This is a genomic window from Pseudomonas sp. AC070, from assembly GCF_979258635.1.
Map to the genome: position 1 here is coordinate 2,437,322 of NZ_OZ409871.1, position 12,712 is coordinate 2,450,033.

Genomic DNA, 12,712 nt, shown 5'->3' on the forward strand with positions numbered 1-12,712 from the left:
TTCAGTTCCACGGCAGCCATAGCCGCGCCGACAGCCCGCCTTCGGCGCGGTTGGCCACGTGCAGTTCGCCGCCATGTTCGCGCACGATGGCCCGCGCCGCCGACAGGCCCAGGCCGACTCCAGCCGAGTTCGGGTTGCGCGCGCTGTCCAGGCGGAAAAACGGCTCGAACACCTGCTGCAAGGCGTGCTCCGGAATGCCGGGGCCTTTGTCGTTCACTTCAATTTCAATACCGGCATCCGTTGTGCGCAGCGATAGCGCAGGCGAGTGCGCGTATTTGAGGGCGTTGTCCACCAGGTTGGTCATCACGCGCTTCAGCCCCACCGGACGCCCGGTGTACACCAGCTTCGACGGTCCGCTAAAAGGCAGCTCGATGGCCTGGTCGCGGTAGTCGTCGCGCAAGGTTTGCAGCAATTCGGCCAGGTCGAACGGCGTGGCCACTTCCAGCCGGGCATCGTCGCGGAAGAAGTCGAGCGCGGCGTTGATCATGCTTTGCATCTCGTCCACGTCGCGGAACAGTTTGCGCTGCTGCTCGTTGTCCTCAATGAACTCGCCGCGCAGGCGCATGCGGGTGAGCGGGGCGCGAAGGTCGTGGGAAATAGCCGCCAGCATCTGCGAGCGATCTGCCACGAAGTGTTGGATCTGCGCCTGCATGGCGTTAAACGCGAGAATCGCCTGGCGAATTTCCTGCGGCCCGATTGGCTCGATGGGCGGAGCCCGAAAATCACTGCCAAAGCGTCGCGCCGCGTTGGCAAATTGTTGCAGCGGCAAGGCCAGTTGGCGGGTAGCGAACCAGGCGACGGCAATGATGGCGATCAAGCCAAGGCTGACAATAATCGCCAGGCGCACGGCCGGGTCCAGACCCCAGCTGCGATCTGGCGCGGTAAAGGTCAACCAGCTGTGGTCGCGCAATTGCATCACCAGCACGTAAGGCCGGTCGCGATTGGGCGCTGGCCAGTCGTCTGGACTGTAACCTTCAACGCTGATGGCTGCAGGGCCAAGCAGCTCGTGCAACAGCGCGTCACCGTCTTCGTAGTCGTCCACCGTGGCCGGCAGGTCGATCTGTTTGCGCTCGCTAAACCAGTTGACGACAAAGTTCGCTTCACCGCTGGCCCGAGCCAATTCCAGGCGCATGTCAGCAGGCGCGGCTTCGATGATGCGTGCGCTGAGCGCGATCTTCTCCAACAGTCCGCTCTGGGGCAGCGCCGGCTTGGCCCAAACGCCAGCCAATTGGGTAAACACCAGATTCAGCACCAGCGCTGCGGCCATTGCCAAGGCGATGGTCAGGGCGATCCAGCGGGCGATGGTGTCGGTGGGGCGGCGCGGCCAGTTCATCGACGGCTGACGTTAGGGCTGAATTGATAGCCGCCGTTGCGCACGGTGCGAATGATGTCCGGCCGTTTGCTGTCGGGCTCGATCTTGCGGCGCAGGCGGCTTACTTGCACATCAATGCTGCGGTCGAACGCGTCATGGGCGTGACCGTGGCACAGGTCGAGCAACTGTTCGCGGCTCAAAATGCGCCCCGGGTGCTCGACGAATACCAGCAGCAACTCGAATTCGCCGGCCGACAGCGGAATCATCACGCCGTCGGGCGAGCGCAATTCGCGGCGGGTAACGTCCAGTTGCCAATCGGCAAATATCACCACTGGCCGTTCATTGTCGGTGAGGGGTTTGGGCGCCTCGCCCGCGCGGCGTTGCACCGCACGTACCCGGGCCAGTAGCTCGCGGGCATCGAAGGGCTTGCTCAGGTAATCATCGGCGCCCAACTCCAGGCCGATAATGCGGTCGCTCAGTTCGGCCATCGCCGTGAGCATGATCACCGGAATCCGCCACTCACTGTGCAGTCGCTGGCACAGGCTCAGGCCGCTCTGACCGGGCAGCATGACGTCGAGCACAATCACATCCGGACGCTGCCGGGCGATGGCGGCCCACATGGCGTCGCCATCGGTGGCGACCGCCACCTCGTATGAGTGCTGAACGAAAAACTTCTTCAGCAAGGCCAGGATTTCGACGTCGTCGTCCACGATCAGCAGTCGGTTCACAGGTGGTCGGTTCCGGTGGTGGGGCAGGCCGCCATCTAAAACCATTTGCCCCGACCGGTCATATATTTCAATCGTGCAACATTGCTGCCGCGCCGCCATCAAGCAGACATCTTCGCGCAAAAACCACCCGCCAAGCTCGCCGGCATTCAGTCAAAGGAGAGCGTTATGTCGGCAGTAAAAGCGGTTCAGCTTCTGGGCGTATGTGCGGTGCTGGCGCCACTGGTGGGCTGCAGTCATACGGAGCGTCAGGTTGATTGCGCGGCGATTGGTTATGAACTGCGCGACCCGCTAGAGCCGGTCAACCGCAGCGTGTTCGGCTTCAACCGCGTAGCCGATGAATACGTGCTGCAGCCGGTGGCCCGTGGCTACGCCAAATTGCCGCAGCCGGTGCAAGACGGCGTGCATAACTTCGCCGCGAACTTTGCCGAGCCCAAGGTATTTGTGAACGACGTACTGCAAGGCAACGGCCAGCGGGCCATGAACACCGTGGGGCGGTTCACCATAAACACGCTGTTGGGCGTGGCAGGTCTGTTCGACACAGCCGGGCGCATGGGGTTGGTGCATCACAAGGCTGATTTCGGCCAGACTTTTGGCGTGTGGGGCATTGGCGACGGTCCGGTGCTGGAATGGCCACTGCTGGGTTCGGCCAACAGTCGCGACAGCGTCGGGCGGGTGGCCAACTTCCTGTTTTCCCCGTTCGGCGATAACAGCGACACCGTGGCCACCATCGGCACCGCCAACACAGTTGGCTCGACCGTAGATGGCCGCGCCGAAGCGCTGCCGCTCACCGACCAACTGGAAACCGGGCCCGACTACTACAGCGCCTTGCGCGATTACACCGCCGCTGCCCGGGCGCGGTTGGTAGCGGAAGGAAAATTAGGCGCTGTGAACGCGGCCGAGCGTTATCGCGGCTGCGAACTGGAGTAAGCCATGGTTAGTGCCCCGCAACCGGTGCTCGTGGTGCGCCAAGACATCGAACGCCATGACGGCGAATTGCACTACCGCGAGGAGGGCTTGAGCGTTTCCGAGGATGGGCGCGCCCTGGTGCTCAACTGCTATTTCGAAAACTACCGACCAGGGGAGAGTGCGTTGGTGGTGTGCAGTTATCAGGTGTCGCTGGCAGCGTTTACCCACTGGATGATCAATAGCGGCGAACTGAGGATGCGGAGCGGTAAGCGTTGAAGCCGCCCCCACACAACCCCCCACCTGTAGGAGCGGCTTCAGCCGCGATGATTGCCCACATGACCCCGTTCTGACTGTTAATCGCCAGGCGCCTCAACCACGGGCAAACCGAAAAACGCGCGCGCGCAGTCCGTGGTATGCGCCGCCAAATACGCTGGCGTTTCCTGCCGATGCGTCGCCACTTCCTTGAGCACCTCAGGCAAATACGCCGGCTCGTTGCGGCCGTTCTTCGGTTTGGGACGCAATGTGCGCGGCAACAGGTAGGGCGCGTCGCTTTCCAGCATCAGGCGGCCGACCGGAATTTCCTTCACCAGTGGATGCAGATGGGTGCCCCGGCGTTCGTCGCAAATCCAGCCGGTGATGCCGATGTGCAAGTCCAAATCCAAGTAACTAAACAGCGCCCGCTTTTCCCCCGTGAAGCAATGCACCACGGCTGCCGGCAACTGGTCGCGGTAATCGCGCAGTATCTCCAGCAGCCGCTGGTTGGCGTCGCGCTCGTGCAGGAACACCGGCAACTTCAACTCCACGGCCAGCGCCAGCTGCTCTTCCAGCGCTTTTTCCTGCAACGGACGAGGCGAAAAGTCGCGGTTAAAATCCAGCCCGCATTCGCCAACGGCGCGTACGCGGTCTTCTTTTAATAGGGCGCGAAGTTGCCCGGCCGTTGCGCCGGTCCAACTGCTGGCGTCATGAGGGTGGACGCCCGCTGTGCTGAACAACCGCGCGCCGGTTTCGTCGGCGCGGCGGCACAGGTCCAGGGCTTTTTCGCTGCCCTCCAGGCTGGTGCCGGTGAGCAGCAATTGACACACGCCGGCCTCAAAGGCGCGGGCGAGCACTGCTTCATAGTTCTGGGCAAAGCTGTCGTGGGTCAGATTGACGCCAATGTCGATGAGTTGCATCGTGCTACCTCACTGCGGAGCGGTGCAGCTTACCATCTCCCCACGAACATCTATAAAGCTATAAAATACAGCCGTTTATGAGCGCTTGTTAAAGTTGATACACGCTTAGGCTGGCGTCCTGCCGAGCGCTGTGCGACCCTCCGCGCCCCTTGCCGGGGAACCCGCCCCGGTGCCGTCACTGTTAGGCGGCCGATATTGATGGTGCCGCGTCCGCTGGTAGGCGTGACATCTGGAGACTGAATGACCCGAGCGTTGCTGCTTTTACTGTGCCTGGCGCTGCTGCCGTTGCCGGCGGCTGCGCGTTTGGCCGGGCCGCAGGAAGGCTGGCAGCATCCGAGTCAGGTGCGCGACCTCAGTAAAATTCGCAGCAGCGGCGTATTGCGAGTGCTGGTCAACCAAAGCCGTAACAGCTCCGGCGAAGTAAAAGGCCAAGCCATCGGCCTTGAATACCACCGCCTGCGTGCCTTCGAGCAGTACCTCAACCGCAACGCCCGCGACGGCCGCCCGCTTACGCTGAAGATCATCCCCAAAGCCAAAGACCAATTGCTCGGCGCCTTGCAGCGCGGCGAGGGCGATTTGGTGGTGCCCGGCGAGTTGCTTAACGCCCGTAGCGGCCAGGATGTCAGCCCGAGCGTGGCGATTCGCGCCCAAGTGCCGCTGGTGCTCGTTGCTCGCCAAGGCAGCAAACGCTACCAGCGCCTGGATCAACTGGCCGGCCGCAGCCTGGCATTGCCGGCGGGTAGCGCGGCGGCGGAGGCGTTGGAAACCGTCAACCAGCAATTGGCGCTGCGCAAATTGGCGCCCATCGGCATTGAATGGGTCGACCCGAGCCTGGCCGTCGAGGACGTGCTGGAAATGGTCGAGGCCGGGATTTTCCCGTACACCGCCGTCGAGTTGCCGATAGCCGAGCGCTGGCTGAAAGTGATGCCCAAGCTGCGCATCGATCGGCAATTGGTGCTCAGCGAGCAGGGCGACATCAACTGGTTCGTGCGGCCCGACGCGCCCATGTTGCGGGCCGCCATTGACCGCTTTCTCAGCGGCTATAGCACGCCAACCGACCAGGACGTCGCTTTCCAGCGCATTTACCGCCGCATTTATAAAGTGCATGACCCGCTAGCGCGCAGCGACCGGCAGCGCCTGGAGAAAGTGCGCCCGGTGCTGCAACGCTTTGGCGACGAGCAGGACATCGACTGGCTGGCTTTGGCCGCCTTGGCGTTCAAGGAATCAACACTCAACCCGGCGGCCCGCGGTAGCGGCGGCGCCACGGGTTTGATGCAAATAACCCCGGCGGCCGCGCGCAGCGTGGGCATCAGCGACGTCAAAGGGTTGGAGGGCAATGTGCAGGCCAGCGCCAAATACCTGGCGCGCATTCGCCGCAACTTCTTCAACAGCGCGCAAATCAACGAGCGCGAGCGCATGGCCTTCGTGCTCGCCGCCTACAATCTTGGCCCACAGCGCGTGCAAGGTTTTCGCGCGGAAGCCAAGCGGCGTGGCTTGAACCCCAACCAGTGGTTCTTCCAAGTAGAACGGATCGCCATGGAGCAGGTGGGCATGGGCGTGGTCAGCTACGTCAACGCGGTGAACAAGTACTACCTGACGTATGACCGCGAGCGCGAGCGGCTAATCCCCAAAGCGAAAGTGGCGACTACAAAGAAATAACGGGTTCCCACGGCTCCCACGTAGCTGCCAGCTTGCTGGCGAACCCTGAAGCCCTCGCTGCAAGAATCTACATATCTACAAATTAGATATATTTAACGCAAAAATGCCGCTAGTCGTATCGGATAGATTGTTTAGAATGCGGCCACCAACACCTACTTAGCCTCAACAAGGAACGCACCATGAACAAACTGATCAACACCGTACTCGCCACTCGTGCAGGTTTGGGCATCACGATTCTTCGCGTCGTCACCGGTCTGACGTTCGCTTCCCACGGTTCGCAAAAACTCTTCGGTCTTTTCGGCGGCTACGGCCTGGACGGCACCGGGCAGTGGATGGAAAGCATCGGCATCACCCCGGGCTACCTGATGGCCCTGATGGCCGGCAGCGCCGAATTCTTCGGTGGCTTGGCCCTGGTAATCGGTTTGTTGGTTCGCCCAGCGGCCCTGTCGCTGGTAATTGCCATGCTGGTCGCCATTTTCGCCGTGCACATCGGCAACGGCTTCTTTATGGCCACTAACGGCTTCGAATACGCGCTGATTCTGGCCGTTATCAGCGCCACGCTGCTGGTGGAAGGCGCCGGTAAATTCTCGCTGGATCGCAAAATTGCTGGCTGATTAATCGCCACAACGAAAAGCCCGCCTAGTGCGGGCTTTTTTGCGTTTGCGCAGGTCGGCGGTTGGTCTCACCCCAGCGCCTTGGCATGAGCATCAACGGCAAGCGGCGAGCCTGGACGCGCTCTAAAACGGCCGGTCACCCAATATCGTCGCGCGCTGCATCACCCGCCGCTGCGGGCGGTAATCATCCACCGCGTAGTGCTGCGTCACGCGGTTGTCCCAGAAGGCAATGTCGTTTTCCTGCCAGCGCCAGCGCACGAAAAATTCCGGCTTGGTGGCATGGGCGAATAGAAAGTTGAGCAGCGCCTGGCTTTCCGCCGGTTCCAGCTCGTTGATCTTGCTGGTAAAGCCCTCACTGACAAACAGCGCCTTGCGCCCGCTCACCGGATGGGTGCGCACCACGGGGTGCGATTGCGGTGGGTGCTTGCGCCGGGTTTCGTCCCAGCGTTCGTAGTCTTCGGGCGTGCTGCCGTAGCGTTCCAGGGGAAACGAGCGGGTGAAGTCGTGGGTGGCGGTCAGGCCGTTGAGCAGGGTTTGCAGCGGCGCCGACAGCGCGTCATACGCGGCAATACCGCTGGCCCACAGGGTGTCACCGCCTTTGGCCGGCAGCAGCTTGGCGCTCAGTACCGCGCCCATCGCCGGTTCCGGCAAGAAGGTGACGTCGGTGTGCCAGATGGCGTTGTCGCGCACATCGGTCACGGCCGTGTCGAGAATCAGCACTTCGGGCTGTTCCGGCACGTTGGGGTAAATCGGGTGAATGTGCAGGTCGCCGAACTGCGCGGCAAAACGGGCTTGTTGTTGCGGCGTGATGGGCTGGTTGCGGAAGAACAGCACCTGATGATCCAGCAGCGCCTGCTCGATGGCACGGCGGTTGGCGTCGCTCAGCGGCTCGCTGAGGGTAACGCCTTCAACCTGGGCGCCCAGGGCGGAACTCAAGGGGGTGATGTGCAGGCTCATGGTCTTTCTCTTACGTGGCAGTGGTGGTGCAAAAAGGGTGTGCGCACAAGGGCGGGTGCGCGTCGGTCATAGCCGACGCGTCAGTGGCTTTGGCCGTGCCAGGGCACAAGGCGGCGTTGCAGGGCGCGCAGGCTCATTTCCAGGGCAAAGGCGATGATGGCGATTACCAAAATGCCGAGAATCACCACGTCGGTGACCAGAAACTGCGCGGCGGACTGCACCATAAAACCCAGGCCGCTGGTGGCGGCGATCAGCTCGGCAGCCACCAGCGTCGACCAACCGACACCCAGGCCAATGCGCACGCCGGTGAGGATGTCGGGCAGGGCGCTGGGCAAAATCACATGCCGAATCAGTTGCCCGCGCGTGGCACCCAGCGATTGCGCGGCGCGCAGTTTGGCCGGGTCGACGGTGCGCACGCCGGTGGCGGTGGCAATGGCGATGGGGGCAAATATCGCCAGGTAAATCAGCAGCACTTTCGACAACTCGCCAATGCCGCACCAGATCACAATCAGCGGCAGATAGGCCAACGGCGGAATAGGCCGATAAAACTCGATCAGCGGATCGAGAATGCCCTGGGCAATGCGGTTGCGGCCGATGGCGATACCCACGGGAATGGCGGTCAGCACCGCAAGCAACAGGCCCAGGCCAATGCGCCCGAGGCTCGCGCCCAGGTGCTGCCACAGCGTCGATTCCATGTAACCGGTGGTCGCCAGCAGCCAGCCCTTCTGCAGCACGGCCGAAGGCGGCGGCAAAAACAGCGGTTCGATCAGGCCGAAGGCGGTGACGGCCCACCAGAGGGCCAGCAATGCGACCAGGGTCAGCACGCTGATGAGGCGGGTGCTGAGCGCCGGGCGCTGCGGTTTCGACTGGGGCAACACATCCAGCGCGGGGCTGGTTTTGCTGGTGCTCAGGCTGGCTTCGTAGCTGCTCATGGGCGGGCCTGCGCTTGAATGGCCAAACGTTGTGAAAACACCTGCGCCAGCACGTGCTCGCGGGTTTCGATAAAACGCGGGTCCGACTTGATCGCCCGTGCCGGTTCGCCAGCGGCATAGCGCTGGCCGAAATCCAGCTGCAGCCGCTCGACGATCTGCCCAGGATTGGGCGCCAGCAGCACCAGATCGGTGGCCAGGAACACGGCTTCTTCGATGTCGTGGGTAATCAGGAATACCGGCTTGGCGCTGCGTTGCCACACTTGCAGCAGCAGCTCTTGCATCTGTTCGCGGGTAAAGGCGTCGAGCGCGCCGAACGGCTCGTCCATCAGCAACACCCGTGGATCGGCGGCCAGGGCGCGAGCCAGGCCCACGCGCTGTTTCTGTCCGCCCGACAACTGCCAGACCTGGCGCTGCTCGAAGCCGGCGAGATCAACCAAGGCCAGCATCTCCCGCGCTTTGGCTTCCCGCGCCGGCCGCGCCACGCCCGCCAGTTGCAGGCCGAAGGCGACGTTGTCCAACACGTTTTGCCAGGGCAGCAGGGCGTCGTCCTGAAACACCACACCGCGCTCGGCGCTCGGGCCTTGCACCGGCACGCCATCAAGGGTGATGCGGCCACCGCTCGGCGCGACGAAACCGGCAATCAAATTAAGCAGCGAAGTTTTGCCGCTGCCCGAAGGGCCGAGCGCCACCAGCAATTGCTGTGGGCCTAGGGTCAGGGAAATGTCGGCCAGCACCGGTGCGGAACTGCCCGGGTACTGTGCGCAGATGCGCTCCAGTTGGAGTAAGGCCATTTCGGTGTTCTCTCTGTGTTGATAGGGCCGCTGTGGGGGAGGCCTGCCTGGATTGTCGTTTTCAGGAATCGAGGCTGGAGCCTCTCCTACAGGTTCGTGGTAGTTGCTGAACTCACTGCACGAACTGGCTGCTTACATACGGCGAGTAATCGGCCAGCACGCCGTCGGCCTTGCCTTGTTCCTTGAGGAAAACGGCGGTGGCGGCGATGTCTTTGGCGGTTTGGCCGTTGAGCAGGGTTTTCTGCTCGGCGCTTTCCGGGAAGGTGGAACCGGCCAGCAGCTCGGGCACGTCGGCGGCGTTGGCGCCGGTCAGGCGGGCGATTTCCTTTACCTGCTCGGAATCGGCCGTCCATGCCGCCTTGTTGGCGTTGTAGACGGTGTAGGCGTCGATGCTGACCTTGGCGAACTTGGCCAACACCTCAGGATGCTTCTCGGCGAAGTCCTTACGCGCTACCCAGACCTCGAAGGTTGGCGCGCCCCAGGTGCCGACTTCGGCAGCGTCGGTGAGCACCTTGCCGTCTTTCTTGATTTCGCCCAGCGCTGGCGACCAAACGAACGCGCCGTCGATGTCGCCGCGCTTCCACGCGGCGGTGATTTGCGCCGGGTTGAGGTTGACGACCTTGACCTTGGTGGGGTCGATGTTCCAGTGCTTGAGCGCGCCCAACAGGCTGTAGTGCGACGTGGAGACAAACGGCGTGGCGATGGTTTTGCCCACCAGGTCGGCCGGCTTCTGAATATTGCTGGCGTTGCGCACCACCAAGGCTTCGGCCGAATTGATTTGCGCGGCGACCACGAAGGTCACGATTGGCAGACCCCGTGTCGCTGCGGCGGCCAGCGGGCTGGAGCCGAGGTTGCCGATCTGCACATCGCCAGAGGCAATGGCGGTAACCACTTCGGCGCCACTGTTAAAGCGGCGCCAGTCGAGTTTTTCGCCGATGGCTTTTTCATAACCGCCATTGGCTTGCGGCACTTTGCTGGGGTCGATGCCGGTTTGGTAGCCGATGATGATGTCTTGCGCCTGAGCGGAAACGCTCAGGCCGGCGATCACCAGGGTAGCCAGCAGCCGGCGGGAAAAGGACAAGCTCATGGTCGTGCTCCGCAAACAGCCTTGGTCGGCACTGCCGCCAGGGCTGGAATAAAGGTGGGGTCAGTTCTGAATGAACTTGGCGCTGACGTAGGGCGAGTAGTCCGGCAGCACGGCGTCAACCTTGCCTTGCTCCTTGAGGAAGCCTGCGGTGTCGGTGATCGCTTGGGTGGTCGGTGAACCCAAGGCGGTAACCTGATCAGCCGCCAGCGGGAACACGTTGCCTTGCAGCAGCAGGGGAATGTCGTCGGCTTTGGCACCGGAGAGCTTCACCACTTTGGCGATATTGTCTTGGTCGGCGAGCCAGGCTTTGGGGTCTTTGCGGTAATCGGCGTAAGCGTCGAGGGTGACCTTGGCGAACGCCGAAACGATTTCAGGGTGCTGGGCGGCGAAGTCTTTGCGCACGATCCAGGCATCAAACGTCGGCGCGCCGAGCTTGCTCAGTTCGCCCGAAGTTATCAGCACCTTGCCGCTTTCTTTAGCCTTGCCCAGCGCGGGGTCCCAGACGTAGGTGGCGTCGATGTCGCCACGCTGCCAGGCAGCGATGATCGCTGGCGGAGCCAGGTTGACGATTTCCACTTTCTTGGGATCGATGTTCCAGTGCTTGAGTGCCGCCAGCAGGCTGTAGTGGCCGGTGGAAACAAACGGCACGGCGACTTTTTTGCCGACCAGGTCTTGCGGCGAATTAATGCCCGACCCATTACGCGCCACCAGCGCCTCGGCGGCGCCGATCTGGGTGGCGATCAGAAACGTCTGCACCGGCAACTGACGGGTGGCAGCGGCAGCCAGTGGGCTGGAACCGACGTAACCAATCTGCACGTCGCCGGAGGCCACAGCGGTGATCACTTCGGCACCGCTGTCGAACTTGCGCCAGTCAATCTTGCTGTGGCTGGCCTTTTCATAGGCGCCGTCTGCCTGGGCGACTTTGGCTGGGTCGACGGTGGTTTGGTAGGCAACGGTGAAATCGGCAGCGTGGCTGCTTAGCGTAAAACTGGAAATGGCCAGGGCGGCCAGCAGGCGGAGCGGGGTGAGCGCTTTCATTTTTATACTCCTCAACGGGCTCCGCAGCGCTGAGTAGAGCGGGCGGACCACTGGACAATGACTAATAAGGAAGAGAGGTCCGGTGGTCCGGTGACGCAGAGAATAAAGGTTCTAAGAAATAACAAATAAATACTATTTGGTTATTAGCTTAGGTGTGGCGATTTGGTTGCTTATGGGCGCGCGAAAGCTGTCTGCGCAGTCGGATTCGGCCAATCTGAATTATTTGTTGAACCGAAGGAATTTCGCCGATATCTCAGTTGAGCAAGCTAGAGGCCACGGCTGGCGTAGGGCCAGTTGTAAAAATTTGTTTGGCTAGGGTTCGCGGCAGTGGTGTTCTTCTACTACGTTGTCCTAGTCGATAATTTGTATTGGTTTAACTGCGCACAATCTGAATGGGGACTTTACGGATGAAATTGAAAAACACCTTAGGCGTTGTAATCGGTTCGCTGATCGCCGCCAGCTCTTTCCAAGCGTTGGCTCAAGGCCAAGGTGCGGTTGAGATTGAAGGCTTCGCCAAGAAACAGTACTTCGACAGCACCCGTGATTTTGACAATGACGGCAACCTGTTCGGCGGCTCGATTGGCTACTTCCTCACCGACGACGTAGAGCTGCGACTGGGCTACGACGAAGTTCATAACGCCCGTACAGACAGCGGCACCAACGTGAAAGGCGCCAACACCGCGCTGGACGCCCTGTACCACTTCAATGCCCCTGGCGACATGGTGCGTCCTTACCTGTCGGCTGGCTTCTCTGACCAGAGCATCGACCAGAACGCGAGCAACAGCCGCGACCGTTCCACCTTCGCCAACCTGGGCGGCGGTGCGAAGCTGTATTTCACCGAGAACTTCTACGCCCGTGCTGGTGTTGAAGCTCAATACAACATCGACCAAGGCAACACCGAGTGGGCGCCGAGCGTCGGTATCGGTGTGAACTTCGGCGGTGGCAAGAAAGCCGCTGAGCCGGTACCGGCTGCTGCAGCGCCTGCTACCTGCACCGACAGCGACAACGATGGCGTGTGCGACAACGTCGACAAGTGCCCAGACACCGCTGCCAACGTGACCGTCGACGCTGACGGCTGCCCAGCAGTGGCTGAAGTGGTTCGTGTTGAGCTGGACGTGAAATTCGACTTCGACAAATCGAAAGTCAAAGAAGAAAGCTACGGTGACATCAAAAACCTGGCTGACTTCATGCAGCAATACCCAGATACCTCGACCACTGTTGAAGGTCACACTGACTCCGTGGGTACTGATGCCTACAACCAAAAACTGTCCGAGCGTCGTGCCAACGCCGTTCGTGACGTGCTGGTTAATCAGTACGGTGTAGGTGGTGATCGCGTGAATGCTGTGGGTTATGGCGAATCCAAGCCGGTTGCGGATAACGCTACCGATGCAGGTCGCGCTGTGAACCGTCGCGTTGAGGCGGAAGTTGAGGCTCAGGCTAAGTAATTAGTCTGGCTTGATGAAAAAACCCGGCTTCGGCCGGGTTTTTTTATGGGCTGTGGTCCTGATGGGCCATA

13 protein-coding genes are annotated in these 12,712 nt (G+C 61.5%); 5 read left to right on the forward strand and 8 right to left on the reverse strand.

Translation table 11 applies throughout. From position 1 onward, the window contains the following. Position 1: 1 nt before the first annotated feature. On the reverse strand, positions 2-1,333 hold the full coding sequence (locus ACZZ0Q_RS11000; RefSeq protein ID WP_463538978.1) for an ATP-binding protein: 1,332 nt from the start codon (positions 1,331-1,333) through the stop codon (positions 2-4). Beyond that, complete coding sequence (locus ACZZ0Q_RS11005) at positions 1,330-2,040, reverse strand: response regulator (protein WP_122495849.1); 711 nt, start codon at positions 2,038-2,040, stop codon at positions 1,330-1,332. Before ACZZ0Q_RS11005 ends, ACZZ0Q_RS11000 begins: the two co-directional genes overlap by 4 nt. 165 nt (positions 2,041-2,205) lie before the next feature. Here ACZZ0Q_RS11005 and ACZZ0Q_RS11010 point away from each other — a divergent pair, with 165 nt between their 5' ends. Both ACZZ0Q_RS11010 and ACZZ0Q_RS11015 read left to right on the forward strand, forming a co-directional pair. Continuing rightward, positions 2,206-2,967, forward strand: a complete 762-nt coding sequence (locus tag ACZZ0Q_RS11010; RefSeq protein ID WP_463538977.1) for an MlaA family lipoprotein — start codon at positions 2,206-2,208, stop codon at positions 2,965-2,967. A gap of 3 nt (positions 2,968-2,970) precedes the next feature. Further along, entirely contained in the window at positions 2,971-3,222 is a 252-nt protein-coding gene (locus ACZZ0Q_RS11015) for a hypothetical protein (protein ID WP_463538976.1), read from the forward strand. Positions 3,223-3,299: 77 nt separating this feature from the next. Here ACZZ0Q_RS11015 and ACZZ0Q_RS11020 read toward each other — a convergent pair whose 3' ends face one another. Then, positions 3,300-4,118: a TatD family hydrolase gene (locus ACZZ0Q_RS11020; protein WP_463538975.1), complete on the reverse strand. Its 819-nt coding sequence runs from the start codon at positions 4,116-4,118 to the stop codon at positions 3,300-3,302. A gap of 240 nt (positions 4,119-4,358) precedes the next feature. Here ACZZ0Q_RS11020 and ACZZ0Q_RS11025 point away from each other — a divergent pair, with 240 nt between their 5' ends. Both ACZZ0Q_RS11025 and ACZZ0Q_RS11030 read left to right on the forward strand, forming a co-directional pair. After that, positions 4,359-5,777, forward strand: coding sequence for an MltF family protein (locus tag ACZZ0Q_RS11025; RefSeq protein WP_463538974.1), 1,419 nt, complete (start codon positions 4,359-4,361; stop codon positions 5,775-5,777). A 179-nt stretch (positions 5,778-5,956) separates the two neighbouring features. Further along, complete coding sequence (locus ACZZ0Q_RS11030; protein ID WP_463538973.1) at positions 5,957-6,391, forward strand: DoxX family protein; 435 nt, start codon at positions 5,957-5,959, stop codon at positions 6,389-6,391. Positions 6,392-6,514: 123 nt separating this feature from the next. Here the strand turns inward: ACZZ0Q_RS11030 and tauD are convergent, their stop codons facing one another. From tauD to tauA (ACZZ0Q_RS11055), 5 genes are all read right to left on the reverse strand, one after another. Further along, positions 6,515-7,348, reverse strand: a complete 834-nt coding sequence (gene tauD / locus ACZZ0Q_RS11035; protein ID WP_463538972.1) for a taurine dioxygenase — start codon at positions 7,346-7,348, stop codon at positions 6,515-6,517. A gap of 80 nt (positions 7,349-7,428) precedes the next feature. Then, entirely contained in the window at positions 7,429-8,280 is an 852-nt protein-coding gene (tauC, locus tag ACZZ0Q_RS11040) for a taurine ABC transporter permease TauC (protein WP_463538971.1), read from the reverse strand. Further along, positions 8,277-9,071 (reverse strand): taurine ABC transporter ATP-binding subunit, encoded by a 795-nt coding sequence (tauB, locus tag ACZZ0Q_RS11045; protein WP_463538970.1) that lies wholly within the window; start codon positions 9,069-9,071, stop codon positions 8,277-8,279. Before tauB ends, tauC begins: the two co-directional genes overlap by 4 nt. 112 nt (positions 9,072-9,183) lie before the next feature. Continuing rightward, positions 9,184-10,158: a taurine ABC transporter substrate-binding protein gene (gene tauA, locus ACZZ0Q_RS11050; protein ID WP_463538969.1), complete on the reverse strand. Its 975-nt coding sequence runs from the start codon at positions 10,156-10,158 to the stop codon at positions 9,184-9,186. Between the two features lie 60 nt (positions 10,159-10,218). Then, complete coding sequence (gene tauA, locus ACZZ0Q_RS11055) at positions 10,219-11,196, reverse strand: taurine ABC transporter substrate-binding protein (protein WP_463538968.1); 978 nt, start codon at positions 11,194-11,196, stop codon at positions 10,219-10,221. Positions 11,197-11,603: 407 nt separating this feature from the next. Between tauA (ACZZ0Q_RS11055) and ACZZ0Q_RS11060 the strand changes: the two genes are divergently transcribed. Beyond that, the gene (locus ACZZ0Q_RS11060; protein ID WP_463538967.1) at positions 11,604-12,641 is read left to right on the forward strand and encodes an OmpA family protein; all 1,038 of its coding nucleotides are present in this window, start codon (positions 11,604-11,606) and stop codon (positions 12,639-12,641) included. Positions 12,642-12,712: the final 71 nt, after the last annotated feature.